The organism is Psychrobacter sp. UBA2769, from assembly GCF_002352555.1.
Lineage (GTDB): Bacteria > Pseudomonadota > Gammaproteobacteria > Pseudomonadales > Moraxellaceae > Psychrobacter > Psychrobacter maritimus.
On the sequence record NZ_DEIR01000002.1, the window covers coordinates 1 to 26,307 of the forward strand.

The window sequence follows — 26,307 nt, forward strand, 5'->3', positions numbered from 1 at the left end:
CGCACTTAATAATAGGGCATACCCTAAGGGAACCACCTATTTCACCCTTCAAACCTATTAATAGACCACTTAAAACAGACCGCTATAGTGGAACCACTTATATTAGACCGTGTTTGATGATTCATAAATAGCCATCATTCACAACAAAGTTACCCAATACTGCGTGACACACTTCGAGTGTAGCAGTTTTATATAAGAGGTCTATTAATAAGCGATTTATCCGCCATCTCATTGGCCATCAATAGTGCTTGGTATAAGCTGGTCGCACTTGCGCCGTCGCGCCCTGCTAAATCAAGCGCCGTCCCATGGTCAACTGAGGTACGAATATACGGCAACCCCAAAGTAAGATTGACCGTATCGCCAAAGCCATGCGATTTGAGCACCGGCAAACCTTGGTCATGATACATGGCAATCACAGCGTCACAATTCGCTAAATGTCTTGGGGTAAATAAGGTATCCGCTGGCATCGCCTCTGATATATCGACGCCTGCATCGATAAATTCTTGTAGCACGGGGTTAATAACCTCAATTTCCTCGACACCTAGATGCCCGCCCTCGCCTGCATGCGGATTAAGACCGCATACCAAGATACGCGGCTGCGTTAAGCCAAACTTCTCGCGCATATAGTCAATGACAATTTGTACGGTTTGGCGTACATTATCAGCGGTGATAGCAGCAGGTATGTCTTTTAATGCTAAATGCGTGGTAACAAGCGCCACTTTCATGGCTTGATTGGCGAGCATCATCACGACTTTCTCACAGCCACTTTGCTGCATAAAAAACTCAGTATGACCACTAAACATGGTGCCATCGAGCAGTTTAATATCAGCATCTATCAGTGCAGATTTTTGCAATGGCCCTGTGACGATAGCAGCAACTGTTTTGTTGGTTGCTAACTGATGGGCGATGTCCAACTGCTTGGCAACCATGGCCGAATTACGAGTATTAATTTTTCCGCAGACAACTGGTTCAGCACAAGGGGTATTCAGCAGGATAAAAACATGATTGTCATTATTATTGTCATCAATAGTTTGCTGTGACATCTGCTCTAAAAAGTCATCGGCTGCGATGTCTAAATCGACAGTTTGCCAAAATGGACAGCTCTCGAGCACGCCTGCTGTTACCAGCATATAAGCGCGCTTTTGCATCGCAGCACTATCGGCAGTAACCCAGATTGGGCGTTTAAAATCTTGCAATTTACCCTCAGCTGCTAATAGCAGCACAACATCCATCCCAATACCAGCAGGCTCACCGGTTGTGATTAATAATGGTAGTCTTTTTTGCATAGTAAAATATCCTAGTTTGATATTAAGAATATGATTTTATTGTATTTATTATTATGAAAACGAGCGTTTAAGATGGTCTAAGACATCGCAAATTTTATGTCATAGCAGATGGCATTTTTATAGATAGTTACTTATAGCAGCCGAAAAAACGGTAGAATGTGTTAAACTTTCGCCTTTCATTGTAGCATTTACCAGCAAGCGCTGAGACCACCTTTTGGTACTTCTCTCGTAGAGGTATGTCGCGCTTGCTTGGCTGTATCACTATTAAAATAAATACTGATAGCACACCGCTATTTATAATCTCTTATATACTTAATTTTATACCGACTTTTGACACATTAGGCATCCATGGCAGACAACGAAAAAACCGACGACTTACTCAATCAGACACCGCCGCACAATATCGATATTGAAAAGGCCTTGCTAGCGTCTTTGATGAGTATCGAAGAGGCATACGATAAGATTGCAGATATCGTCACCAAAGACGACTTTTATGCAGGGCGACATCAGTATATTTTTGATGCTATTGCGCATTTGGCGGCGGTCAACGAGCCTTATGATACGGTCATGGTACATGACTGGTTAGAAGCACAAAAACTACTCAAAGGTGCCGGTGGTGACAGCTACTTAGCCGATATTTTGAGTCAAAGTCCTGCCACCTTGTTTAACCTCACCGCTTATGCGCAGCGCGTGCGCGAGCTATCGACCTTACGCCAGCTGATTACTACTGGCAATGACATGCTGACCCTTGCCTATAATCCCAAAGACCAAACGGTAAGCGATATCTTGGACAATGTTGAGGCAAAAATATTTAGTATTAATGAGCAACATAACAAACGCGCAGAACAGCGTGGCCCTGTTGGTATTACCTCGGTATTGACCAATGTTATTGATAAAATCCAAGAATTAAAATCCAATCCTGACGGCATGATAGGTTTGCAAACCCCATTCGTCGAGCTAAACAATAAGACTCAAGGCTTACAAGCGGGCGATTTAATCATTGTGGCGGCGCGTCCGTCTATGGGTAAAACTACTTTTGCGATGAACTTAGCAGAAGGGATTTTATTTAACGAAGATTTACCCGTGGTAGTGTTTTCGATGGAGATGCCAGCAGAATCTATCGTCATGCGTTTGCTATCTTCATGGGGCGCGATTAATCAGACGCACCTGCGTTCTGGGCAAATGAACGAAGATGAATGGGCAAAAATGATGAACGCCATTCAGCATTTGCAGTCTAAGCATTTATACATTGATGACAGTACTGCCCTGCCGCCCTCTGAGCTACGTTCGCGCTGCCGCCGTATCGCTAAAAATCATGATGGCAAACTTGGCGCTATCATTGTCGATTATCTACAGCTGATGAAAGTGCCTAATCTTGATGGCAACCGTGTTGGAGAAATCTCCGAGATTTCTCGTAGCTTAAAAGCCTTGGCTCGTGAGCTTGAATGTCCGGTTATTGCCTTATCGCAGCTTAACCGCAGTCTAGAGAACCGTCCTAATAAGCGCCCTATCATGTCGGATTTGCGTGAATCGGGTGCGATTGAGCAGGATGCCGATTTGATTATGTTTATTTATCGCGATGAGGTTTATAATGAAAACTCAGACCACAAAGGCGTGGCTGAAATCATCATTGGTAAACAGCGTAATGGCCCTATCGGCACCATACGCTTGGGCTTTGAAGGGCAATTTACCCGCTTTATCAACCTGACGCCAGAATACTATCAAAACGTCAGCTTTGAAAATGATGAGTAACGAGCTTAGTAAATAATCAGCTTGATGAGTAATAAACAAAACGAACGATACGCTTAATAAGCGATTATCCATAAAAAATAGCCAGTGCGTCATCAGCTCAGTTGATGACGTACTGGCTTTATTGCTTTACCACATTACTAATAACACCATTTGTTTAATGAAACCGTTTTACTAATAAAAATAACTTTGCTAATAAAGAAGGCAATTATGCGCACTATCACAATCAAACCAGCTGCCATTACCCATAATTTGGCTCAAGTTAAAAAACTGGCACCGACGGCTAAAGTCCTTGCTATGGTTAAAGCCAATGCCTATGGTCATGGCGTAGCCGCTATCCTGCCAGCATTAAAACAAGCTAAACCACAGGCAGATGGTATCGGCGTCGCCACCTTGATAGAAGCCTTGGAAGCTCGTCAATTGGGCTGGGATAAAACCATTGGTCTAATCGAAGGCGCATTTACCGCCGATGAATGGCAGCTGGCGATTGAGCATGATATTAGCTGCGTGATTCATCATGAGCCGCAATTAATATGGGCATTAGAAAACACCCCACCGGTTACCAGTGCCACCCGTGTGGTTTGGCTTAAATACAATACTGGCATGAACCGCTTAGGGTTTAATGACCAAACCCTTATTCCAGCAGCCAAACGTCTGCATGAAGCCGGTTATCAGCTGATTCTGACCACTCACTTTGCCAATGCCGATGACCGCGCTCATCCTCTAAACGCCATTCAAATCCAGCGCTTTAACGACATGCTGCAGACCCTAAAAGAAACGGTGAGTAGCGATGTAAAAGGCTCATTGTGCAACTCAGCGGGTATCGTCAATTTCCCCGAGCATCATCACGATTGGGTACGTCCGGGCATCATGCTCTACGGGAGTACGCCAGTCATTGATAAAAGTGCGCGTGATTTGGACTTACAGCCAGCGATGGAATTTAGCGCGCAGATTATCGCTCTACAAACGGTCAACGCCGGTGATGTTATTGGTTATGGCAGCCGCTGGACTGCGATGCAAGATACTAAAACGGCTTTGGTTAGTATCGGTTATGGTGATGGCTATCCACGGGTGGTGAGTGACAACGCTTATGTTTCTGTTATTGATGCTATCAACCATCAAAGCTATCCATGCGCGGTAGTCGGACGAGTGGCGATGGATATGATTGTCATTGATGTCAGCACTGTTCCAGAAAGCGTGGCTTTAGATAGTAAAGTGATACTTTGGGGTGATACGCCGCACGTCGATGAAGTCGCCGCCCATGCTGAGACCATTAGCTATGAGTTGCTATGCCGCCTAAGCGCTCGCCCAAATCGGACCATAGCAAAATCATAATTGATAGAGTTTAACGTAATGATGGTTTGAGAGACGAATGAAGCAATGCAACACTGCAGCACTGCTGAATCACGGCAAATTGGACATTTACATTAAGCCCAATTGCGCTATACTAAAAGTTTGTTGTCACACCAGTATACGCACTGACGCGATGCTATTAAAAAATGACAACGTATCATTTTTCATCGACTGCGATCGACTGCTAGGATTACTATGAGTTTGCGCCATTTTTTGACCCTATCTGATTTAACCAAACAAGAACTAGAAAACCTAATCAAACGCGCGAGCGAACTGCGTAAGATGCAACATGCTGGCGAGATATATCAGCCCTTTGTTGGTCGGACGCTTGGCATGATATTTGAGAAATCATCCACCCGTACGCGTATCTCGTTCGAGACTGGCATGGGGCAGTTTGGCGGTAATGCTATCTTTTTATCACCAAATGATACCCAGCTTGGGCGCGGTGAGCCGCTAGAAGATTCCGCTCGCGTCATCTCAAGCATGGTCGATATCATCATGATTCGCACCTTTGGGCACGAAAAAGTTGAGACCTTTGCTGAATATTCCAGTGTACCGATTATCAACGCGCTTACTGACGAATTCCATCCATGCCAGCTGCTTGCTGATATGCAGACGTATTATGAGCATCGCGGTAGTATCGAAAATAAAATCGTCACGTGGGTTGGTGATGGCAACAATATGTGCGCCTCCTACATGCAAGCGGCCAATCAGTTTGGCTTTGAGCTACGTGTAGCAGCCCCTTATGGTTTTGAGCCTGACCCTGAGCTGATGAAACGCTTCTCGCATTGCGTCAGTATCGTTGAAAATGTCCAAGAAGCGGCGAAAGATTCAAACTTAATTGTCACCGATGTCTGGGCAAGTATGGGGCAAGAGTCTGAACAAAATACCCGCGCGCGCCGCTTTGCTTCTTATCAAGTGACGCCATCACTACTCGATAAAGCCGACCCTGAAGTGGTGTTTATGCATTGCTTGCCAGCCCATCGCGGCGAAGAAATCTCTCATGATATGCTCGATGATCCGCGCTCTGTGGTGTGGCATGAAGCCGAAAACCGCTTACATGCGCAAAAAGCTTTGATGGAATTTTTATTAAAAGACAAAATTAAGCTGCCTGCCTAAAAACAGGCTGGTAAAGAGCATAACGTGAAATATTGATAAACCAGCACGTATAAAAATAACACGTACAAAAAAAGGCAGAGCATATTTATAGTGCTCTGCCTTTTTATTGTTTACAGCTTTATTTAGCGATAAGTTATAGCATTAAATTCTGTCAATAATACATTAGCGCGTTAAAGTCGTCACGCCATTACTGCCCGCTTTTAATAATACATCGGCTTGATTGGCAGCAAAGATACCATTACAGACTACCCCAACGATATTGTTTAATTGCTGCTCAAGCTCTAGTGGATTACTGACATCTAAGTCATAAGTATCTAAAATCACATTGCCATAATCGGTAACGAAATCTTCACGATATACTGGCTCAGCGCCCAAACGGGCTAATTGCCTTGCCACATACGAGCGCGCTTGTGGCAGCACCTCTATCGGTACTGGAAATTCGCGTCCCAACCATTCAACGCTTTTGCTTTCATCAACCATGCAGATAAACTTATTAGATGCTGCAGCGACAATTTTTTCACGTGTGAGCGCGCCGCCGCCACCTTTAATCAATTGCAAATGCTCATTTACCTCATCAGCACCATCGATATAGACATCAAGCTGACCGGCAAAGTTTAAATCGACAATTTCGATACCAAGAGCGCGTAGCTTATCTTCGGTGACCTGTGAGCTTGCAACCGCGCCAGCAAGCCTTAATGTCGGCAACAACTCAATCAAACAGTTAACCGTACTGCCCGTCCCCACTCCAAGTATCATGTCATCTTCAATATAGCTTAGGGCAGCTTTGGCTGCAGCTTGCTTTTGTGCTTGCTGATCACTCATCATAAATCCTTGGAAAAATAAACGTCTCACTCTAAAAGAGCTAAAATGATAAAAGAGGTAAAATGCGCGCTTATTATAACCGATGGCTTTAGGCGATGTTAGCGTAAAACCCATTCTAAATACTCATTGCCCCTTCTCAGAGCCCATACTTACTTTAATGTATTGATGGCTTGACCTTTAACCTTCAAAAAAACTCCCTATAAAATTTGCAATTGTGTCTTGCAAGATAGTGAAAATCAGCATAGGCTAATCTATTTCGTTTTTGTGCTGATCTATACTGGTTTATAGTTATTTATAGCGGCTAATTTATAAACACTGACTTTATAGCCATTTGCACTTCTTTTATTCATCTTCACTCTGTTTAGGAATTATTATGCTGTCACATTGGGTACGAGCCATCTTGCAAGCCACCGTCTATGACGTTGCCATTCAAACACCACTTGAAGCTGCACCCAAGCTGACCCAACGTTTTGCTAATGATATTCGATTTAAGCGCGAAGACCTGCAACCAGTAAAATCTTTTAAATTACGCGGTGCTTACAACCGTATTAGCCAATTGAGCGATGAGCAAAAAGCGCGCGGCGTCATTTGTGCCTCAGCGGGCAACCATGCCCAAGGCGTTGCTTATTCAGCGCGTAAGCTTGCCCTAAATAACATCATTGTGATGCCAACCACCACCCCTGACATCAAAGTAGATGCGGTACGCGCGCTTGGCGGTAATGTCGACTTGTATGGCGATAGCTTTGATGAAGCCAACCGTTATGCAATCAATCGCGCTGAGACTGAGGGTTTAACCTTTATTCCGCCTTATGATGATGAATTGGTGATTGCAGGACAAGGCACCATTGGTCTGGAATTAACCCAGCAATGGCGTAATATGGATTATGTATTCGTTGCTGTGGGTGGTGGCGGTTTGATTTCTGGCGTCGCAGCATTCTTGGGTGAAGTCGCGCCGCACGTCAAAGTTATCGCTGTAGAAGCAGACCAATCAGCTTCACTTAAAGCTGCTCTTGAAGCAAATGAGCGGGTCACGCTTAAGCAAGTCGGTCTGTTTGTCGATGGTGTTGCAGTCGCTCAAATTGGCGAGCTACCTTTTGATATCGTGCGTATGCAAAAAAGTGATAAATCAGGTCCTGTCGTCGAGCCTGAAGTGGTCACTTGTACCAACGATGAAGTCTGCGCGGCGGTGAAAGATATCTTTGAAGAGAATCGCAGCATCGTTGAACCTGCGGGCGCCCTACCCGTTGCAGGCATGAAAAAATATATCGAAGCCCATAACCTACAAGGTAAAAACTGCGTCAGTATCATTTGCGGTGCCAATATGAACTTTGACCGCTTGCGTTATATCGCTGAGCGTACTGAGATTGGTGAGAAAAAAGAAGCCATCTTTGGCGTGACCATTCCTGAGCAAACCGGCGCTTTCTTAAACTTCTGCCGCAGCTTACATGGCCGTAATATCACCGAGTTTAACTACCGTGCCGATAGCAAAAAATCACCAGATTCGATGGAACCTGCAGCAATCTTTGTCGGTATCGCCCTAAAAGAGGGCGACAAAGAGCGTCAAACGATTAGCAATCAATTGGCGGCTGATGGCTATGAAGCACACGATTTAACCGATGATGATATCGCCAAATCCCATATCCGTCATCTGATTGGTGGTCATGCGCATGTCGAAAATGAGCAGTTATTAAAGGTAGTTTTCCCTGAACGTCCGGGCGCATTATTAACCTTTTTAGAAAAATTGGGCGACGACTTTAATATCACCTTGTTCCATTATCGCAATCATGGCGCCGCTGAAGGTCGTGTGTTGGTCGGCTTGCAAGCTTCTGAGGGCAACTCTCGCCAACTACAAGATGCGCTTCTTGATATCGGCTATGACTGCACCATGCTTAATGACAACATTGGTTATCAGTTGTTTTTAAAATAGGTTTTTATAAGCAACCATGATGACGTATTGTGAGCGGCTTATCCTACTAGGATTAGCCGCTTACTCATATAGAGAGTACTATGCATATCCCTGCTGTTTTTGCCGAAGACAATTTCGATAATGTCATTGAATTTATCGCCGTCAATCCGTTAGCGACTTTGATTGCTCAAACTAAAGATGGCATCGAAGCCTGCCATATACCGCTGTTTTGGCATAACGACCAGGCTAAATTCAATGCAGATGTTGGCTCTGACTCTGACTCTGCTTCCAATAAGTCACACGGCTATCTTTATGGTCATTTTGGTCGTAAAAACCCTATTTACCAAGATGCCTTAACAGACAATTCATGGTTAATTATTTTTCAAGATTCGGGGCATTACATCAGCTCCAACTGGTATCCAAGCAAAGCAAAAACCCATAAAGAAGTACCGACATGGAACTATCAAAGCGTCCACATTCAATCTAAAATCGAGATGCTCGAAGATACCGGTACGCTGAAATGGATATTAGCAACCATGACCGCGCAGCAAGAGGTGATATCCGACAACCCTTGGTCATTAGATGACGCGCCAGCTGCTTATATCGAGGCCATGTGTCGCGGTATTATTGGCTTTAGACTGTCTATCGATTCGATACAAGCACAGTTTAAATTGAGCCAAAATAAAACCGTCGAAAACATGAATGGTGTGATAAACGGTTTAGAGCAATTAAATACTAACAGTGCTGTAGCAATGGCTGCTAAAGTTACCAATCAGAACAATGGCTAATTTCAGTTGTCCTTATTCACCATAAAAAACTATTTTGAAATACTTTAATCGCTCACCGCTCTTTTAATCAGTAAAAACAACACCATTATTATCTTACGTTATTGATATCCATGAGGTTTTGATGAGTAAACACAATAAAAATCATAATCAGCCCGGACATAGCCAACCAGATGCCGTGCGTATGCGTCTTGATAAATGGTTATGGGCCGCCCGATTCTATCGCACCCGCACCCTTGCCAAAGAAGCCATCGAAAGCGGACGCGTCCATTATGCAGGGAGCCGCGTCAAAACCAGCAAAGAGATTGCCGTCGGGGATGAGCTCAGTATTCGCCAAGGCTCAGCAACCGCCATGACTGAGAAAACAGTCTTGGTTGAAGCACTAAGCGCACAACGTGGTAATGCGATTGCTGCCCAAGCGTTATATTCTGAAACTGAGGAAAGCGAGGAGCGCCGCGCTTTTTATGCCGAGCAGCGCAAACTTGCCAATCTTGCCCGTCCAGATAACAAACCCAATAAAAAAGAGCGGCGTGATTTACAACGCTTCAAACACAATCAAGACTAAGGCTGTTATCCATACTGCTCACTCAATATTTATCGCTTTAACTTATTTTAATAATAAAGATGATAAATAAAGAGGGTTCATACAGACTATTTATGTAAGCTATTAAAGTCGGCAGCTTGCTATTATTGATAGCCTAATGTGACCCTATTGTTTTACCTCTACCCTTGCCATTCAACGTATTAACCGTTACGCTGATAGTCAATTAATTTACTCGATAACATGCTAATAAACCGCATTAATCATGCTGGTCTTGATAGCATGTTTTTTTGTTGTGATAAAAGGTCATTATATGCTAATTAAAGCGTCTACTCCCTCCTCTGTGCTATTGGTTTGTTTGGGAAACATTTGCCGTTCACCGACCGCCGAAGAGATTTTTCGTCAGCAAGCAGCCATTGCAGGGCTAGCGATGAAAGTGGATTCGGCAGGGACTGGAGATTGGCATATTGGTCATGCGCCTGATGTACGGGCACAGCGCCATGCTAAAGCTCATGGTTATAACATTAATAAGCTGGTCGCGCGTCAAGTAAGCGCTGACGACTTTCGCAAGTTTGATTTGATTTTGGCGATGGATGCGCAAAACTTAGCCGACCTGCAAGCCATTAAAGACAGCATCACTGACACAGATGGCAAACTTGCCAAACTGGCGCTGTTTAGTGAAGAAGATCCAACCTACGGCGGCGACGATGTACCAGACCCTTATCAAGGTGATGGCGACGCTTTTGAAGAAGTCATCGAACGTATCGAATCAAGTGCCCAAGCGTGGATTGAAAGTTGGAAAACTGCTTAGCGACGCTCAATAATTAGTAACGATTAATACTTAATGGTTCACAGCATTTAAGGTTTATTAGTGCTTAGAAATGATAAATAGTGCTTAGTAATAAAGCGCCATATTTCTGCTACTTTTATGCCGTGCATCCTTTATAATAAACACCGCATGATTTCTTGTTTATTTGCCAGATAGGCTATGTTATGACCTCAGCTTTACGCCATGATTCGAATGCTCAACCTACGACATCGACTAACCTTAAGGTGAATGTACCACTCACTAAATCGGTCGATTTGTCCCATAGCAATACCATGGCATTGGCATGTGTGGCGGATATGGTCGTGACGCTTACCGATGAGGCGCAACTTGATGCCTTTATGGCAAATTACGGAAAAGATGCAGAGCTTACTAAGCCCTTATTCGTACTTTCTGGCGGTAGCAATGTTTTATTGCCAGCGCATCTAGATGCGATTGTCTTACGTCCCCAAATGCACGGTATCACTATGACGGCGCAAACAGACAGTCATGTCGATATCGAAGTGATGGCCGGTGAAAACTGGCATGATTTGGTGATGTATACCGTGGCTCAAGGTTGGTATGGACTTGAAAACTTGGCATTGATACCGGGTCTGACGGGAGCGGCGCCTGTACAAAATATCGGTGCTTACGGTGTGCAATTAGAAGATTGCTTAGCGTACGTACGTGCTTATCATCTGCCAACCCAAACTTGGCATCATCTCACAGCAGCAGACTGCCAGTTTGGCTACCGTGACAGCCTCTTTAAGCGTGCGCCCAATACTTGGCTTATCACTCGCGTGGGTTTTCGCTTACATACCAATGCCAATAAAATCCTTGCCAGCTATGGCGATGTGCAGACGGTCGCGCAGCGCTATGCAGAGCAGCAAGGGCGCATGCAGCCCGTACCTGCTGATGTCATGCAGGCGATTATAGATATTCGCCAACAAAAACTGCCCGACCCTAAACAGCTCCCTAATTGCGGCAGTTTTTTTCAGAACCCTATTATTCCTCAAGCGCAATTTATAGCGCTACAATCCGCTCACCCTACCATCGTTGGCTATCCAATGCCGGATACCATGGTTAAGGTTGCGGCTGGCTGGTTGATTGAACAATCTGGTTTAAAAGGTGGCGGTTTAGCGCCGATTATGACCCATCAGCAGCAAGCCTTGGTGTTGACCAATCACAGCCCTTATCAAGCGACGCAAGCAGATGTGGCAAAGGCTCAAAATCATATTGCCAATATTGTCTCTGAGATATTTGCGATTGAATTATCACGCGAGCCGGTTTGGGTAAATGCTGACGGCTCTATTGGATTTGATGAGCATGTGGTCTAAACGATCATGGTCTAAGCGCTTATGGCGCTCTTACTTACGTTCAGCTGAGCGTATGATAAAGCTGTTTCGAATTATTAATGCCACCTTTTTACTGGGTTCAACGGCGGTTATTCTCGTTATTATCAGTTTATTTACCCCGCTATTTTCACAAGCGGTGATTTATCTCTTAGCCCATTTACCTTTACCAAAGATGCCGCCAGCCGCCATGAGCTCTCCACCGACCGCCTATGTGGTATTGGGCGGCGGTCTGACCAATGATAATAACAATCAAACCATCCTAAACAGTTATAGCCTCAACCGCGCCCGTACGGCGGCAACCGCCTATCATGATTTGCCACTACCTATTGTACTGAGTGGCGCTGAGGCGCCTTGGCTTGGTCAGTGGCTTATTGAACACGGTATTGATGGGCTCATCAGCGAAAATGCCAGTATGAATACCTGTGAAAATGCGCGTTTTACTGCTAAGCGTATTCCTCTATATCATGTGTACCTGATTACCGATAGCTATCATATGGCGCGGGCAAGGAGACAGTTTGCCCTAAACGGCATCAATAGTACCCCAATCAATGCGCCTTTACCGGTCAAACGCGATTGGATGGAACCGGCACAGAACTTGAGTCATTCGCGGCGGGCAGTCTATGAGGTGGCCGCCTACTTACGTGATGTGATACGCCCGCAAGCAAACTGTCGGCATGCTAAGGATGTGACCTCGCAGCAACTCTTAACCCCTAGAGGCAATGCCGTAAAAACGCCTACTGAATAACGCTTAGCTGGCATTTTCTGACCTAGTATTATTAAATTAGCATCATTAGATTAGTATCATCAGACGACTATTATTGCCCCATTATCCACTGTCTCACTTTTAGTATTTATAGAACATTTATAACACTTGCAATAAGTGTATAATATAAGAAACTGCTATTGAAGAGGTTTGCCATGCTCAGTATATTTTTATTAATTCCTTTAAGTTTAATGCTGTTCGTGGTCGCCATCTGGGCAATACGCTATGCGGTCAAATCAAACCAGTTTGAGGACTTAGATAATGCGTCGCAGCGTATTATTTTGGATGACCGTCAAGAACGTCGGCAAACGATTCAAGCTCATACGCCTAGTGACGATATACCGCAAGCTGATGACACGGCAGACTCCAACAAAGCCGATGATTGAATGCTACCGATTTACCTTTTACCGATATCGTCTTAATAAAGCAAATAGCTATCAATAAAATTCAAACATATAGCCTTCCATATCTCATTTATACGTGACTGCTTTTATCATTTTTTTAGATAAATGATAAAAATAGGCTCACGCTTTACTATTTTTAGGAGAGACTCCCCATGACCACAGCTTTACTTGTTGCGGCATTACTAATGGGATTTTTTGGTTCACCGCATTGCTTAGGCATGTGTGGCGGGCTAGTAGCAGCATTTAGTCTATCGATGAAAGACGTGAGCCCTGCTAAGCGCCGCGCTTTGATAGCCACCTACCACTTCGGGCGTTTAAGCAGTTACGCATTTTTAGGTTTGGTCGCCGGACTTGTGGGTACCACTGTTTTAGAGCCATTAATGAAAGGCAATAGTACGCCTCGTATCTTATTGGGCTTGGTATTGGTATTTGTTGGTGTCACGATGCTTGGCGCGCCATTTTTAACCAAGCTTGAGCGTGTCGGCATGCGCTTTTGGCAATATCTGAGTCCGCTACGCCAGAAAGTATTTCCACTTAATACCTTCCCGCGTGCTTTAGCGGCAGGGTTATTATGGGGGTTCTTGCCTTGTGGTTTGGTTTACGGTGCGCTACTGATTGCCGTCGTTGCTCATAACCCATTGGGCGGTGCGGCATTGATGTTTGTCTTCGGTTTGGGGACAGTACCAATGTTGGTTGCCACCCATGAAACGGTTGGTTGGCTACGTGAGAAAATTGGACGCCTACGTTTAAGACAAATTAATGGCGCTATCATGGTTTTATCGGGGTTAGCGGTGGTATTTATCCCTATGATAATGGCTAGCATGCATGGTGGACACGGCGGCGGCGCGGGTCATGGAAATGCACAAATGAGTCATGGTGACCACTCCGCCACGATGACTGATAGCAACGATTCTACGGTAACAGCAACTACAGCTGCCCATCATGATATGAGCAATATGCAGCACGAGATGCCACCCGCTACGGATAGCACGATGGATCATAGTATGCACAATATGGAACATAGTGCAGATAACAGCATGAATCACAACATGGACAATATGCCAGATGAGCAAGAAATGAATAGCCATCATCGTGAAGCTATAACAGAATCTTCTCAATAACAGCATAAAAGTCATTATTGACTTATAAGAAAAGCCCTTAACATCGCGATGACGTTGAGGGCTTTTTTATGCAGCAAGGTTAGTAAAACTGTTCGCTCAATAATAATTATCAAAGCAAGATAAGTTTTACTACTATTCTTGCCACTGCTCAAGGCTAAACTTGGTATCTAAATGCTTCTCTAATGCTGGGATATTAAAGGCATCATCTTCACTGACGAAGCTAATACTGATACCGGTTTGTCCCGCGCGTCCAGTACGTCCGATACGGTGTACGTAATCATCCGGCTGATCTGGCAGGGTATAATTAATCACATGGCTGACATCATCAACATGAATACCGCGTCCTGCCACATCGGTTGCGACCAACACAGAAGCATGACCATCTTTAAAGCGTTGCAGATATTTTTCGCGCTTTTGCTGAATCACATCGCCTGATAACATGACGATTCTATGTCCCTGACGCAGCTTATGATACAAGCGCTTAACCTGATCTTTACGGTTGGCAAAAATAATCACCTTCTCGACTGTGCTATCAGTGATGATACGCTCGACCGCTGCTAGTTTTTGGTCTTCGGTTAATAAGTAAAAATGCTGATCGACCAATTCGCTGGTCTTATGCTCAGGCTCAATCTCTACAAATTCTGGCTCATGCAACCAGCGGTAAGCGAGATTCATCACATCTTGGTTAAAGGTGGCAGAAAACAATAAGCTTTGACGATCAGTATTTGGCGGCATACGACCAACCAAACGCTTGATATCAGGGATAAAACCCATATCAAGCATACGATCCGCTTCATCTAATACCAATACTTCAACGCGATCTAGATAGACCATGCCTTTGTGCATTAGGTCAATCAAACGACCTGGAGTGGCAATTAAGATATCCACATATTGGCGCTCAAGCTCATGCTGCTGGGTTTCATAATTGGTACCTCCCATGATACACACGCTGTGTAGCGAGGTATATTTGGTCAGGGCAATGCAGTCGTCAAATATCTGCTGGGCAAGCTCACGGGTTGGCGCCATAACAACGGCACGTGGCTCACCTAAATAACGTTCTTCATCGGCAGCAAAAGGACGTTTTAATAACGCCTCCATAATGGTCAGTAAAAACGTTGCCGTCTTGCCAGTACCCGTTTGCGCCTGTCCGATGGCGTCTTGATTTGCCAATGTATGCGGTAATATCTGTGCTTGAATGGGCGTCAATTCAGTAAAACCTAAATCACTCACGGCACGTAAGGTAGGGTTTGATAACGGCAAATCCGTAAACGTCTTAAAAGTACTCAAAAAAATATCCTTGTGTGTGAATCGCTTGTCTATTATTAATAAATAAAAGCTCATGATAAGCGTTGGTTTTATAATACGACTGTCTGTTGTGAATAGTAAATATTGTGATTGGAAGCTACTACTTAAAAAAGCCCAGTCCGTAATCTCTAATCAGACAAATTATAAAACTCATAAGCATAAAAAAGCCAAGCCCAACGCCTAAACTTACCAAATATGCTGCGTTCAACTCAACATAGGTAAGATAAGACGGGCTTGACTCAGTAGTATATCAGTAGTTTGTACAGACATTATAGCTGAACGGCGCTAATGACTGTAGCGATTACTCTTCTACCTTTCTGACTTCTTCAGCTTGCAGGCCTTTATCGCCTTCTACCACACTGAACTCAACCTTTTCGCCATCTTTTAGAGAGCGATAACCATCACCTTGGATTGCGCGGAAATGGACAAAAATATCTTCGCCGCTATCACGTTGAATGAAACCAAAGCCTTTTGAGTCATTAAACCACTTAACGATACCTTGCTCACGAGCTGACATAATATTACTTCCTAAAAAGTCACTTAACCCCAAATTCCTTTGCGACATTGCATATAAACGGGGTTTAAGATTATGAAATCAAAATGTAAGAGTACTACTCTACATACCATCATCTGCACATAAAGCGTGTTATTACCCTCTTTATGATGCAGCCTATAGTAAAATTACTATGGTCAGTGTAGGTTCATATCAAAATTGCTTTATGCACTTTAATAGTTAGCCCAACTGACATTAGCAACAAATAGGTGATATTTGTTGCGTAAAAAATATCATAGCACGGGTTTTTAGCAACATAAAGACTTTTAACACGATTTTTAACCCCTAGGATAATTTTTCATTTTATTTTTTATTACATGGCTGCCAAGCTGTTATCATAAAAGAATAAGGGCTTATCTATTCGACTAGTCTTACTATTCGGCTACTTTTATTCTTCGGATAACTTTACTCCTAAAACCTTATAGCAAAGTTATCTTATACGGCCCTACTATTGACCCATAGCGATAACGACAACAATACTTATAAATAAAATACCACTTTATAAAGATAGAGACTATTATGACCATACCTTCTCAGTCAGCAGTGACCGACAAACCTTTTAATCAAGAAACTCTTATAAGTTCAAACAACATAAGTGCAAACGCCAAAACGCATAAACTGTTACTTATCAATGGCGTTAATTTAAATTTATTGGGTAAACGTGAGCCTGAAATTTACGGTCATACAACCCTTGCTGATATTGAGAAAAATTTGGTCGCACGGGCAGCCAAATATGGCATTGAGCTGATTTGCATTCAATCAAACCATGAAGGCAAGCTTGTCGATGAGATTCAACATTATGGTCTGTTAGCAGAGTCAGCAGCGCAAGTAGATGCGATTATTATCAATCCTGCTGCCTTTACTCATACTTCGGTTGCGATACGGGATGCATTATCGGCGACACAAAAACCCTTTATAGAAGTGCATTTGTCCAATGTTCACGCCCGTGAATCGTTCCGGCAGCATTCTTATTTTAGTGATATAGCGGTCGGCGTTATTTGCGGCTTAGGGCATTTAGGCTATCAGATGGCATTAGATTATTGGCTGACTCATACTTATGATTTGAAGTTAGACAGCTAATGATTTATCACTTGATACTTGTTATTAAAACCTTATTGAAACCTTATTTATTAACCAATAAAAAACCGTCATACTGTTAAGTTATAAGCGACAATCTATAACTTATAAGCAGCATTAAGATACGCATACTGTTGCTTTTGGCACATTTTTTGGCACACTAGTTAAACAGCAATCCTTTGCTTAAAATAATAACATTAGGGCTTAGTAAATAAACCCACTATATGGTGACATGAATGGCAAAATCGTCCGGAAAACGCTTTATGAAACTCGCTGGCATGACCGCCAGTATTGCCGGCAAAGCCGCAAAAAACTCATTAAAGCATCTCTCAAGTGACGAAGAAAAACGTCTACAAGCGCGCTCAGAGCTGATGCAAGATGTCGGTGTTCAGATAGCTGAAACGCTTGGCGAAATGAAAGGCGCAGTGATGAAAGTGGGTCAAATCGCCTCGCAATATAAAGATGTGTTTCCGCCGGAAGTTGCAACGGCTTTAGAGAAGCTGCAAAAAGATGCACCGCCAATGCCGTATGCCCAGATACGTGCCCAAGTTGAGCGTGAGCTTAACGCGCCGGTTGCTGAGTTATTTACTGAATTTGAAGAAGCACCCTTTGCCGCCGCCTCAATCGGGCAAGTGCATAGAGCCGTTTTGCCATCTGGACAAAGGGTGGTGGTAAAGGTTCAATACCCTGATGTCGATGAGAACTGTGATAGCGACCTGAAGCAAGTACGCATGGCGTTAAAAATAGCCGGCGTGCTCAATATGAGTAAACAATTACAAGAGCAGTTATTTCACGAGATTCGCCAAAGCTTGCATGATGAGCTCGACTATATTAAAGAGGCGCACAACCTCCAAGTATTTGGTGCGTTTCATGCAGACGACGACGGCCTTATTATTCCTAAAGTGATTGGTAGTCATTCATCTAGACGGATTTTGACCTTAACCGAAGAGATGGGTGAAACGCTCACGGTCGCCGCGACGTGGGAGAATGCTATCAAGCAAAAAATTGCTGAGCGCCTGTTCCATTTTAGCGCAGGGCAACTATTTGGTTTATACCGCATGCACTGTGACCCACACCCTGGCAACTTTGCTTTTCGCACCGATGGCAGTGTGGTCGCTTATGATTTTGGCGGAATTCGCAGTTATAGCCATAGCGAAGTACAATTATTTCGCCGTTTTGCCAAGCATGCTTTAAAGGGTGACGTGACCGCGCTTGAGCAAGATTTAATCGCCCTAGACATTCGCCGTGATGACGAGAAAGTTGTGCCGGGTGAGTTTTATCAGAAATGGCTAGAGATTGGCCTTAAGCCTTTATCCGTAAAGCCTTATCAAGAAGGTGCATTTGATTTCGGTAGCAGCCAGACCCATCACGAAGCCATCGCCCAAATGCGTACTTCTTTAAAGTATTTTGGTCAGTTTCAGCCATCAGCGACGACGATGATGCTTGACCGTACGATTTCGGGCCAGTATTGGAATTTGGTCAATCTGGGTGTGGTGATAGATTTATCACCATTGGTTGCTGAATATATAGACTATTAATACTTAGAAGCCCGATAATTTTGAAAAGCCATATAAGTCGCGTTAATAAACACTAAACATGCAGGGCATGACCGCAGCGATCGCAGAAATCTGCTCCTACGGCGTGGCCAAATTTTCCGCAGTTTGGACAGGCAATAGGATTGAGCTGTGGACGCATATTACGCGCCAGCTCAGCGGTAAAGATACCCGTCGGTACGGCAATAATCGCATAACCGGTAATCATGACCATAGATGCAATTGCTTGCCCGATGGGCGTTTTTGGTGACATATCGCCATAGCCAGTGGTAGTAACCGTTACCACCGCCCAATAAATAGAGATTGGGATACTGGTAAAACCATTCTCTGGCCCTTCTACCACATAGACGACCGAGCCAAAAATAGTCACCAGCAATACCAAGGATAAGAAAAATACCGTGATTTTTTGCTGGCTGGTTTTAAGCGCTGAGGCAAGAAAACCCGCTTGCTGCATATAAGTGTTGAGCTTGAGCACGCGAAATATACGCAAGATGCGTAGTATGCGAATCACGAGCAAATACTGTACACCACCAAATATCAAGCTTAAATAGCTTGGCAATACCGACAATAAATCCACTATCCCAAAGAAGCTAAAAGTATAACGAAAGCGATTGGGCGCTGAAAATAGCCTTAAGATGTATTCAATAGTAAACAAAATGGTAAAAAACCATTCTGCATAGCGAAATATGGTGCCATATTGCAAACGCATGTACAGCACACTATCTAGCATCACTACGCCGACACTGGCCAAAATCGCAATCAGCAATACGATATCAAACAGCTTACCCAAACGGGTATCCGTGCCTTCGATAATAATATGAATGCGGTTACGCAAATGAGTAATGGCTTCGGCAGTTGGTTGCTTCATAGAGTCAATAAAGTCACAAGATCAATGGTTATATAGAACCGAACGTTTTAGGCTGGCATGGACAAGCTAAGGTTGGTCAAAATGCGCTAAAGTGGTTTATAATATTGCAAATATTGTTGCTCTCGACCGTCATCGTCAGAATTGATGATGGGTCAAAATATAGAAAATAGCAGTGTAGCAAAAAAGCGCACCAAACGACATACAAATCGTTAACTGGCCGATAGGTCTATTACACTGCATTAACAGCACAATCATATAATAAGAATACCTCATCAGGTATAAAAAGTTGTTACTGATGTATAGTCCTAACAACTTTTTTATCCGCACTATAAATAACACGTAAAACTTAAGGATGTCATATGGCAGGCCATTCAAAATGGGCAAATATCAAACACCGTAAAGCCCGTCAGGATGCGGTAAAAGGTAAAGTCTTTACCAAAATTATTCGTGAAATTGTTTCTGCTGCCAAGCAAGGTGACCCCGACCCTGATAAAAACCCGCGCTTGCGTGCCGTTATTGAAAAAGCACTGTCAGTCAATATGACACGAGATACCATCAATCGCGCGGTTGCTCGTGGTACAGGCGGCGATGACAATGATAATATGGATGAGGTCAGCTACGAAGGCTATGGTGTCGGCGGCGTCGCAGTATTGGTCGAAACCTTGACTGACAACCTGAACCGTACGGTCAGTGAAGTGCGTCATGCTTTTACCAAAAACGAAGGCAACCTTGGCACCTCAGGCTCAGTGGCTTATCTATTTACCAAGCGCGGCGAAATTACCTTTAACGATATCAGCTTAGAAGAAGAAGTTATGCTAACGGCCTTAGACGCTGGGGCACTTGATATCGAAAACGATGGCGAGTCACTACTGGTCATCACTGAATGGGAAAGTTTCGGTCAAGTCAAAGATGCGCTCAATGCGGCAGGTCTGGTCTCTGACAATGCTGAAGTGACTATGTCGCCATCTACCAGCGCTGAGATAGACAACGTAGAAGATGCCGAAAAAGTCATCAAGATGATTGATATGTTAGAAGATATTGACGATGTGCAAGAAGTCTATAGTAATGTGACTTTTTCAGATGAGGTTATGGCGCAGCTTGAGCAGTAGTTCGAGCAATAGTTTCTAAGCAATATAACCATTTATCAACACCTTATTGATTATTAATAAAAAGGCGAAACATATTTAATGTTTCGCCTTTTTTAGTTTTAAGCGCGGGTGATGAGCACTTTTTCCATGCTAAGTTTTGTAGCTCACCCCTTCCAGCGCTAACAAATACGCTTTCTTGTCTAAGCCGCCTGTATAACCACCCAGCTTACCATCGCTGGCAATTACTCGGTGACAAGGAATGATGATACTAAAGGGGTTTTTACCATTGGCATTAGCAACCGCACGAAAGCCTTTAGGATTACCTACGCGCTGCGCCAGTGTGGCATAGCTAATCGTTTCACCATGCTTGATGCCTTGTAACGCCCGCCATACCTGTTGTTGAAACTCAGTGCCTAAGCTTATATCTAATGGCAAATCAAATACTTGACGCTTACCCTCAAAATACGTGATTAATTGCGCTATCGCTTCTATAAGTAGCGCTTGAGCAGGCACGTCTTTGCTTAGGCTGTTTTGAGCGATAAAGGTAAAATCTTGATCGACAAGCCCATAATGCTTTTTAAGTTTAGGAATGGATTTTGAGCTGTGCCAAGAATCGCCCACCTGCAGCCAATTGACTTCGACCAGCTTAGGGCTGCTGCTATGCGCACTAGCAATCAGTGCTAACTGGTGCGACTCAACAGCTGCGATGGTGACTATCATGATTCTTCCCTCTAAACACTCATATTTTTAACGCTTATTTATTCATTGAAAAAAACTACCAAGCGCTACTCTTTATCGTCAGTCTCAAACAGCGCTGCGACAAACTGTTTTGGACTAAAGGCACGCAAATCATCAATCGACTCACCGACCCCAATATAACGAATCGGCACATCCGAGGTTTCAGCGATATTGAACACCACACCCCCTTTTGCAGTACCGTCTAATTTAGTAATAGTAATGCCGGTTAATGGCACGACTTTGTTAAACAATTCCACTTGGTTAATCGCATTTTGACCCGTGCCAGCGTCGAGGACAATCATACCTTCGTGCGGCGCGCTTGGATCGGCTTTACGCATGACGCGCACCACTTTTTCAAGCTCCGCCATTAGGTGGGTTTTATTTTGCAAGCGCCCTGCCGTATCAGCAATTAATACGTCAATATTTTTTGCTTTGGCAGACTGCATGGCATCAAAGATAACAGAGGCGCTGTCAGAACCATGACCTTGAGCGACGACAGGAATGTTATTGCGTTCACCCCAGATTTGTAGCTGTTCAGTCGCCGCCGCACGGAACGTATCGCCCGCTGCCAACATAACGGATTTACCTTCACCTTGTAAACGCTTAGCAAGTTTACCAATAGTCGTCGTTTTACCAACACCATTCACGCCCACCACCAAGATAATAAAGGGCTTTTTACTGGTATCGATGACCAATGGCGCAACTTTTGGCGTTAAGATATCGACCAGCTCAGTTTGCAAGGCTTTATATAATGAATGGGCATAAATCAAATCGCCACGAGCGGTTTGCTCAGTGAGACTTTTGATAATACGATTGGTTGCATTGACACCGATATCAGCCACCAACAGCTGGTCTTCAACCTCCTCTAATAGCTCATCATCAATCTCTTTACCACCGATAAGAATACTGACCATACCTTCGGCAAGATTTTTACGTGACTTACTTAGTCCCGTTTTCATGCGATTAAACCAGCTGCCTTTTTTCTTATTTTCCTCAGTCTGTTTTGACTCTTGTGACTCTTCTGGCGCGGCTGATAGCTGCTGTATTTCAGTTTGTGCTTTATTTATAGCACTGGTATCACTAGTGGCAGATGTAGTACTTGGTCTATCGCCCAGATGATCTTGCAAAGGCATGGTAGGAATGGTAGTTGTAGGCTGCGATGAAATAGCATTTGTATTAGTATTCGCAGTAGCTTCCAAAGTGTTTTCAGAAGAACTTTGTTTTTCTATCTCAACGATGGGCGTACCTAATGCCATATCTGCTGTATTACTCTTTTCTGCATCACTCTTTTCTGTATTACTGCTTGCAACGCTGTCTGACGCATCGACGATGGGCACCGTTTGCGCTGGCAGACTGGGTAAGGTAATATCATCGTCATCCAAATCATCAAGACCGCCGTCAAGGTTGATGACCACACGATTGCTATTATTGGGATTATTCATAAGCTTGCCCTAAAAGTTATCATTATCAGTAATTTGTTTTAAAGTGACTGTTTTTAAAGTAACTGTCTTTAAAGTGATTTTTTAAAATAGCTGTTTTAAAATGGCTATGCCGCCCGCTTTTTATTATTTAACGGGCGATTATTTTTAGTCTAGTTTAGCATAATTCAAGTGGTGCTTAGCCTTTAGCATTGTAGAGCGCTGTCAAATTGTAAAAACCTGTCAATCCATAACAAACAGCCATGCCAAAAACCGTGCCAAACAGACTGCTTTAAACAAGACTAAAAATTATGCTAGCAATCATACTGTAAACCATACGCTGGTCTAAGCAAGTTTCGCTTAAGGTTTGGACACAAAAATCTGACCTTTGATAGGCCAAACTTCGCCTACTCTTAGCGATCGCTAAACCGTTGTATTTTTTTAATTTACTCAACCACTTATATTGGAAATGACCTATGCTATCACTATCGAATAACTATAAAAAAATAACCCAAATGGGCGCCGCCGTGCTTCTCGCTACCATTGCATTATCGTCAACAGGCTGTAGCACCACTCAAGAATTTAAGCCGACCGCTAGCGTCATGGTTGGGGCGCATAAGTCGTTATAACGGCTTTATGCTCATTATAAATACACATATTACTAGATGCATTAACATACGCTCTTCTCATTCTATAAATCAGTTACTTATCGGCTGCCTTTTTATATAAGTAGAACCTATCATGTCATTGTCACTGCCTTCATCACTGTCTTTACCATCATCTGCTCACTCTCTACGCCTTGCCTGCGCTCTAGCTATGGCCACTACCCTTGCGGCTTGCCAAACCAGCTCGATTTCTTCGGCAAGTGGAGTTGCTACAAATAAAAATACTACAACTACAGATGTGATAAATAAAAACCAAACGCTTAAAGATGCTGAGCAATCTTCAGCGTTGACCATGGATATGTCTGGTCGCCATGAATACAAGCTCGCAAATGGTCTAAAGATAGTGGTCAAAGAAGACCACCGCGCGCCTGTGGTCATGACCCAGATTTGGTATCGCGTCGGGTCAGCAGATGAACCATTTGATAAAGGTGGCATCTCTCATGTGCTAGAGCATATGATGTTTAAAGGCACCACTGATGTATCAAGCGACGATTATGAGCGTTTGATTGCTAAATTTGGCGGCGTTAATAATGCCTTTACCAGTTACGACTATACTGGCTATTACGAGCTATTCCCTGCCAATCGCTTGCCGTTAGCTTTAGAGCTAGAAGCGGATCGCATGACCAATTTGGTTTTTGATGACAAAGCATTTGCCAAAGAGCATCAAGTGGTGATGGAAGAGCGTCGTCAGCGTACGGATGACAACCCCCTTGCCAAAGCTTATGAGTCCTTTCGCTTGCTGGCATTGCCGAACAGCCCGAAAGGCGAATCGGTCATTGGACCCATGAGCGAGCTTGAATCGATTACTCTTAACGATTTAAAAGACTGGTATAAAATATGGTACGCGCCCAATAATGCGACGTTGGTTATCGTCGGTGATGTCGAACCAACCGAAGTATTGGCGCAGGTTAAACGCTACTTTGGGGCGCTAAAACCAAGCGCGCTACCCAAGCGTCCTGCGGTCACTCAAAAGGGCTTTCGCGGTTATCAGCAAGTAGAATCCGAGCAAGCGGTACAAGTGCCAGTTTTATTAATGGGTTATAACGTGCCCAGTCTGGTGAGCGCTGGTGCTAATAATGAAAAACAAGCCTATGCGCTATCACTTGCCCAAGATGTATTAGATGGTGGTCTATCAGCGCGGCTAGAGAGCAGACTGGTACGCGAGCAAGGACTACTTACTACGGTAGGTACGTCTTACGATTTGCTTGATCGCGGCGATGGACTGTTTTTGATACAAGCAACCCCGCGCGAAGGCGTCAGCTTAGCGCAAGCACAACAAGCCATTATCAATGAGATTAATAAACTATCGACCGACCCGATTGCTGCCGATGAAATCGAGCGCGCCAAAACCAATACTGTCACCGGTTTGGTATACGCACAGGACAGCATGGAAGGTCAGGCGCGTATGATTGGCTCCCTGCAATCTATCGGTCTTGATGATAGGTTACTGGCTAAATTGCCAACCAAGCTTGATAGCGTAACGATTGCGGATATCCAAGCGGCAAGTAAAAAGTATTTGGTCAAAGACAATTTAACGGTGATGCATATCATCCCGCCTAAAGAGACTGCCGATAAAGATAAAGCTAGCCAAGATAAGATGAGCGAAGACACCGTTAGTAAAAATAATGCTAATAAAGAAACGGCAAGTAAAGCTAAATAACATCAACATGCTCTCTAGTTACCTTGGCAAAAACCCGATACTTATGACCTTATTAATAAGAAGAAAGACATGACTCAAATACCTTTTCTTAAGAAAACCAAATTCTCATCTAATGTTAAGCAGCTTCCTTATCTGAGTGCAGGTATATTCTTTGGGATGATGACCTTGACTACTATCGCACAGGCAGATATAGCGGGTGGCGAAGATGCTCGCACGCCGGCTGCCGCAGTCGATACTAGCGCGCCTATTGCCGCTTTAGCTAAGCTTAGTAGCCTTGATAATGCCAAACCTTTAGAAGTCACTGTTCCAAAGATTCAGACCTTTAAGACCAAAGCAGGCATTCCTGTGCTTTTTGTGCCGACGACTACTTTGCCCATCGTCGATATTGATTTGCGCTTTAACGCCGGTAGCGCACGTGATAGCAGTATCAGTAAATCAGGCTTTGGTATTGCCAATATGACCGCAACGATGCTTGAACAAGGCTCCAAACGCTTAGATGAAAACGCGTTCACGCGGGCGGTCGAAACCTTGGGTATCAATCTAAGCAGTGGCGCTTATAAAGACATGTTTATTGTCTCGTTGCGTAGCTTATCTGATGATAAGCATTTACTGCCTGCCGTTGACTTAATGACGCAAATGCTTACTGAACCCAGCTTTGATGAGCAAATATTAGCCCGTAATAAAGCACGCTTACTGGTCGGTTTACAGCAGCAAAAACAAGACCCAGGCAGTCTTGCTAGCATTGCCTTTAGCAAGGCACTCTATGGCGACCATCCTTACGCCCATCCATCGGTTGGCACGCTTGAAACGGTTCCTAATATTAAAAGACAACAGTTAATCGACTTTAAAAACCGCTATCTAGTCGCCGCCAATGCGTCGCTTGCCATGACTGGTAATTTGACTTTGGCACAAGCGAAAAATTTGGCTGAAGAAATAACGGCTGACTTGCCAGCGGGTCAAGCGGCGGCTACCCTGCCCGAACCAAAACCATTAACCCAATCTCATCACATTCATATTCCGTTTCCTAGTAGTCAAACCACGGTATTAATGGGTCAATTGGGCGATAAGCGCGCGACTGACCCCCAGGCGCAGCAAAAGCAAACCAACTTTGCCGTCGGTAATGAAGTGCTAGCAGGTGGCGATTTTAACGCGCGCTTGATGACCGAAGTCAGGCAAAACCTTGGTTATACCTATGGCATTTCAGGCTCTATGAACCCGATGCTGGCGCGCGGACCTTATCAGATTGGTTTTTCGACTCGTAATGATAAAGCGCGCGCGGCGATTGATGCCAGCTTGGCGGTGATTAATGAGACCTTAGATAAAGGTATCACCAGCGATGAGATGAGATTGACCACGGATAATTTAAAAAACAG

The 26,307-nt window shown here is 44.0% G+C and carries 24 protein-coding genes; 17 read left to right on the forward strand and 7 right to left on the reverse strand.

The genetic code is table 11. The features are described 5' to 3' along the window. Positions 1–188 precede the first annotated feature (188 nt). A complete protein-coding gene (pdxA, locus tag B3Q63_RS00860; RefSeq protein WP_296172695.1) occupies positions 189–1,286 on the reverse strand; it encodes a 4-hydroxythreonine-4-phosphate dehydrogenase PdxA in 1,098 nt (365 codons plus the stop codon). Positions 1,287–1,634: 348 nt separating this feature from the next. Here pdxA and dnaB point away from each other — a divergent pair, with 348 nt between their 5' ends. The 3 genes from dnaB (at position 1,635) to argF (ending at position 5,507) form a co-directional block, all read left to right on the forward strand. Next, positions 1,635–3,038: a replicative DNA helicase gene (gene dnaB / locus B3Q63_RS00865; protein WP_201625142.1), complete on the forward strand. Its 1,404-nt coding sequence runs from the start codon at positions 1,635–1,637 to the stop codon at positions 3,036–3,038. A gap of 207 nt (positions 3,039–3,245) precedes the next feature. Next, positions 3,246–4,370 (forward strand): alanine racemase, encoded by a 1,125-nt coding sequence (alr, locus tag B3Q63_RS00870; RefSeq protein ID WP_296172698.1) that lies wholly within the window; start codon positions 3,246–3,248, stop codon positions 4,368–4,370. A 213-nt stretch (positions 4,371–4,583) separates the two neighbouring features. Then, positions 4,584–5,507, forward strand: a complete 924-nt coding sequence (argF, locus tag B3Q63_RS00875) for an ornithine carbamoyltransferase (RefSeq protein ID WP_183618390.1) — start codon at positions 4,584–4,586, stop codon at positions 5,505–5,507. 162 nt (positions 5,508–5,669) lie between these two features. Here the strand turns inward: argF and rpiA are convergent, their stop codons facing one another. Then, positions 5,670–6,329 carry a ribose-5-phosphate isomerase RpiA gene (gene rpiA / locus B3Q63_RS00880; RefSeq protein ID WP_201590905.1) on the reverse strand — a complete coding sequence of 220 codons (660 nt, stop codon included), beginning with the start codon at positions 6,327–6,329 and terminating at the stop codon, positions 5,670–5,672. Between the two features lie 373 nt (positions 6,330–6,702). Here rpiA and ilvA point away from each other — a divergent pair, with 373 nt between their 5' ends. The 8 genes from ilvA (at position 6,703) to B3Q63_RS00920 (ending at position 14,009) form a co-directional block, all read left to right on the forward strand. Further along, entirely contained in the window at positions 6,703–8,256 is a 1,554-nt protein-coding gene (gene ilvA, locus B3Q63_RS00885) for a threonine ammonia-lyase, biosynthetic (protein WP_296172708.1), read from the forward strand. 80 nt (positions 8,257–8,336) lie between these two features. Next, a complete protein-coding gene (locus tag B3Q63_RS00890; protein WP_296172711.1) occupies positions 8,337–9,023 on the forward strand; it encodes an FMN-binding negative transcriptional regulator in 687 nt (228 codons plus the stop codon). 121 nt (positions 9,024–9,144) lie between these two features. Beyond that, a complete protein-coding gene (locus tag B3Q63_RS00895; protein WP_296172714.1) occupies positions 9,145–9,585 on the forward strand; it encodes an RNA-binding S4 domain-containing protein in 441 nt (146 codons plus the stop codon). Between the two features lie 289 nt (positions 9,586–9,874). Then, positions 9,875–10,372 (forward strand): low molecular weight protein-tyrosine-phosphatase, encoded by a 498-nt coding sequence (locus tag B3Q63_RS00900; protein ID WP_296172716.1) that lies wholly within the window; start codon positions 9,875–9,877, stop codon positions 10,370–10,372. Positions 10,373–10,554: 182 nt separating this feature from the next. Further along, the gene (murB, locus tag B3Q63_RS00905; RefSeq protein ID WP_296172719.1) at positions 10,555–11,703 is read left to right on the forward strand and encodes a UDP-N-acetylmuramate dehydrogenase; all 1,149 of its coding nucleotides are present in this window, start codon (positions 10,555–10,557) and stop codon (positions 11,701–11,703) included. Then, complete coding sequence (locus tag B3Q63_RS00910; RefSeq protein ID WP_201565294.1) at positions 11,693–12,466, forward strand: YdcF family protein; 774 nt, start codon at positions 11,693–11,695, stop codon at positions 12,464–12,466. The genes murB and B3Q63_RS00910 overlap by 11 nt, the downstream gene beginning before the upstream one ends. A 173-nt stretch (positions 12,467–12,639) precedes the next feature. Continuing rightward, complete coding sequence (ccoS, locus tag B3Q63_RS00915) at positions 12,640–12,870, forward strand: cbb3-type cytochrome oxidase assembly protein CcoS (RefSeq protein ID WP_201565277.1); 231 nt, start codon at positions 12,640–12,642, stop codon at positions 12,868–12,870. Between the two features lie 170 nt (positions 12,871–13,040). Continuing rightward, the gene (locus B3Q63_RS00920) at positions 13,041–14,009 is read left to right on the forward strand and encodes a sulfite exporter TauE/SafE family protein (RefSeq protein WP_201625149.1); all 969 of its coding nucleotides are present in this window, start codon (positions 13,041–13,043) and stop codon (positions 14,007–14,009) included. Between the two features lie 132 nt (positions 14,010–14,141). Here B3Q63_RS00920 and B3Q63_RS00925 read toward each other — a convergent pair whose 3' ends face one another. Both B3Q63_RS00925 and B3Q63_RS00930 read right to left on the reverse strand, forming a co-directional pair. Then, positions 14,142–15,350 (reverse strand): DEAD/DEAH box helicase, encoded by a 1,209-nt coding sequence (locus tag B3Q63_RS00925; RefSeq protein WP_413786600.1) that lies wholly within the window; start codon positions 15,348–15,350, stop codon positions 14,142–14,144. Between the two features lie 265 nt (positions 15,351–15,615). Continuing rightward, positions 15,616–15,831, reverse strand: a complete 216-nt coding sequence (locus B3Q63_RS00930) for a cold-shock protein (protein WP_011513806.1) — start codon at positions 15,829–15,831, stop codon at positions 15,616–15,618. A 555-nt stretch (positions 15,832–16,386) separates the two neighbouring features. Here B3Q63_RS00930 and aroQ point away from each other — a divergent pair. Then, positions 16,387–16,947, forward strand: a complete 561-nt coding sequence (aroQ, locus tag B3Q63_RS00935) for a type II 3-dehydroquinate dehydratase (protein WP_296172739.1) — start codon at positions 16,387–16,389, stop codon at positions 16,945–16,947. A gap of 233 nt (positions 16,948–17,180) precedes the next feature. Further along, complete coding sequence (locus tag B3Q63_RS00940) at positions 17,181–18,482, forward strand: ABC1 kinase family protein (RefSeq protein ID WP_296172741.1); 1,302 nt, start codon at positions 17,181–17,183, stop codon at positions 18,480–18,482. Between the two features lie 52 nt (positions 18,483–18,534). Here B3Q63_RS00940 and B3Q63_RS00945 read toward each other — a convergent pair whose 3' ends face one another. After that, entirely contained in the window at positions 18,535–19,365 is an 831-nt protein-coding gene (locus B3Q63_RS00945; protein ID WP_201565273.1) for an ion transporter, read from the reverse strand. Between the two features lie 359 nt (positions 19,366–19,724). Between B3Q63_RS00945 and B3Q63_RS00950 the strand changes: the two genes are divergently transcribed. After that, positions 19,725–20,474 carry a YebC/PmpR family DNA-binding transcriptional regulator gene (locus B3Q63_RS00950; protein WP_201565272.1) on the forward strand — a complete coding sequence of 250 codons (750 nt, stop codon included), beginning with the start codon at positions 19,725–19,727 and terminating at the stop codon, positions 20,472–20,474. 129 nt (positions 20,475–20,603) lie between these two features. On the opposite strand, the gene B3Q63_RS00955 is transcribed toward B3Q63_RS00950, so the two are convergent. Together B3Q63_RS00955 and ftsY are read right to left on the reverse strand one after the other, a co-directional pair. Beyond that, a complete protein-coding gene (locus B3Q63_RS00955; RefSeq protein WP_201565271.1) occupies positions 20,604–21,173 on the reverse strand; it encodes a methylated-DNA--[protein]-cysteine S-methyltransferase in 570 nt (189 codons plus the stop codon). Between the two features lie 65 nt (positions 21,174–21,238). After that, positions 21,239–22,150: a signal recognition particle-docking protein FtsY gene (gene ftsY / locus B3Q63_RS00960; protein ID WP_349676419.1), complete on the reverse strand. Its 912-nt coding sequence runs from the start codon at positions 22,148–22,150 to the stop codon at positions 21,239–21,241. Between the two features lie 935 nt (positions 22,151–23,085). Here ftsY and B3Q63_RS00965 point away from each other — a divergent pair. From B3Q63_RS00965 to B3Q63_RS00975, 3 genes are all read left to right on the forward strand, one after another. Continuing rightward, on the forward strand, positions 23,086–23,238 hold the full coding sequence (locus tag B3Q63_RS00965) for a hypothetical protein (protein WP_296172752.1): 153 nt from the start codon (positions 23,086–23,088) through the stop codon (positions 23,236–23,238). 187 nt (positions 23,239–23,425) lie between these two features. Beyond that, positions 23,426–24,934 (forward strand): M16 family metallopeptidase, encoded by a 1,509-nt coding sequence (locus B3Q63_RS00970; RefSeq protein WP_296172755.1) that lies wholly within the window; start codon positions 23,426–23,428, stop codon positions 24,932–24,934. 69 nt (positions 24,935–25,003) lie between these two features. Beyond that, a partial coding sequence (locus tag B3Q63_RS00975) for a M16 family metallopeptidase (protein ID WP_296172758.1) occupies positions 25,004–26,307 on the forward strand: 1,304 nt, incomplete at its 3' end.

What these genes read in the sequence shown, in the direction of transcription:
- pdxA (WP_296172695.1), bottom strand. Translation starts at nt 1,286, where the DNA reads ATGCAAAAAAGACTACCATTATTAATCACAACCGGTGAGCCTGCTGGT.
- dnaB (WP_201625142.1), top strand. Translation starts at nt 1,635, where the DNA reads ATGGCAGACAACGAAAAAACCGACGACTTACTCAATCAGACACCGCCG.
- alr (WP_296172698.1), top strand. Translation starts at nt 3,246, where the DNA reads ATGCGCACTATCACAATCAAACCAGCTGCCATTACCCATAATTTGGCT.
- argF (WP_183618390.1), top strand. Translation starts at nt 4,584, where the DNA reads ATGAGTTTGCGCCATTTTTTGACCCTATCTGATTTAACCAAACAAGAA.
- rpiA (WP_201590905.1), bottom strand. Translation starts at nt 6,329, where the DNA reads ATGAGTGATCAGCAAGCACAAAAGCAAGCTGCAGCCAAAGCTGCCCTA.
- ilvA (WP_296172708.1), top strand. Translation starts at nt 6,703, where the DNA reads ATGCTGTCACATTGGGTACGAGCCATCTTGCAAGCCACCGTCTATGAC.
- B3Q63_RS00890 (WP_296172711.1), top strand. Translation starts at nt 8,337, where the DNA reads ATGCATATCCCTGCTGTTTTTGCCGAAGACAATTTCGATAATGTCATT.
- B3Q63_RS00895 (WP_296172714.1), top strand. Translation starts at nt 9,145, where the DNA reads ATGAGTAAACACAATAAAAATCATAATCAGCCCGGACATAGCCAACCA.
- B3Q63_RS00900 (WP_296172716.1), top strand. Translation starts at nt 9,875, where the DNA reads ATGCTAATTAAAGCGTCTACTCCCTCCTCTGTGCTATTGGTTTGTTTG.
- murB (WP_296172719.1), top strand. Translation starts at nt 10,555, where the DNA reads ATGACCTCAGCTTTACGCCATGATTCGAATGCTCAACCTACGACATCG.
- B3Q63_RS00910 (WP_201565294.1), top strand. Translation starts at nt 11,693, where the DNA reads ATGTGGTCTAAACGATCATGGTCTAAGCGCTTATGGCGCTCTTACTTA.
- ccoS (WP_201565277.1), top strand. Translation starts at nt 12,640, where the DNA reads ATGCTCAGTATATTTTTATTAATTCCTTTAAGTTTAATGCTGTTCGTG.
- B3Q63_RS00920 (WP_201625149.1), top strand. Translation starts at nt 13,041, where the DNA reads ATGACCACAGCTTTACTTGTTGCGGCATTACTAATGGGATTTTTTGGT.
- B3Q63_RS00925 (WP_413786600.1), bottom strand. Translation starts at nt 15,350, where the DNA reads ATGAGCTTTTATTTATTAATAATAGACAAGCGATTCACACACAAGGAT.
- B3Q63_RS00930 (WP_011513806.1), bottom strand. Translation starts at nt 15,831, where the DNA reads ATGTCAGCTCGTGAGCAAGGTATCGTTAAGTGGTTTAATGACTCAAAA.
- aroQ (WP_296172739.1), top strand. Translation starts at nt 16,387, where the DNA reads ATGACCATACCTTCTCAGTCAGCAGTGACCGACAAACCTTTTAATCAA.
- B3Q63_RS00940 (WP_296172741.1), top strand. Translation starts at nt 17,181, where the DNA reads ATGGCAAAATCGTCCGGAAAACGCTTTATGAAACTCGCTGGCATGACC.
- B3Q63_RS00945 (WP_201565273.1), bottom strand. Translation starts at nt 19,365, where the DNA reads ATGAAGCAACCAACTGCCGAAGCCATTACTCATTTGCGTAACCGCATT.
- B3Q63_RS00950 (WP_201565272.1), top strand. Translation starts at nt 19,725, where the DNA reads ATGGCAGGCCATTCAAAATGGGCAAATATCAAACACCGTAAAGCCCGT.
- B3Q63_RS00955 (WP_201565271.1), bottom strand. Translation starts at nt 21,173, where the DNA reads ATGATAGTCACCATCGCAGCTGTTGAGTCGCACCAGTTAGCACTGATT.
- ftsY (WP_349676419.1), bottom strand. Translation starts at nt 22,150, where the DNA reads ATGAAAACGGGACTAAGTAAGTCACGTAAAAATCTTGCCGAAGGTATG.
- B3Q63_RS00965 (WP_296172752.1), top strand. Translation starts at nt 23,086, where the DNA reads ATGCTATCACTATCGAATAACTATAAAAAAATAACCCAAATGGGCGCC.
- B3Q63_RS00970 (WP_296172755.1), top strand. Translation starts at nt 23,426, where the DNA reads ATGGCCACTACCCTTGCGGCTTGCCAAACCAGCTCGATTTCTTCGGCA.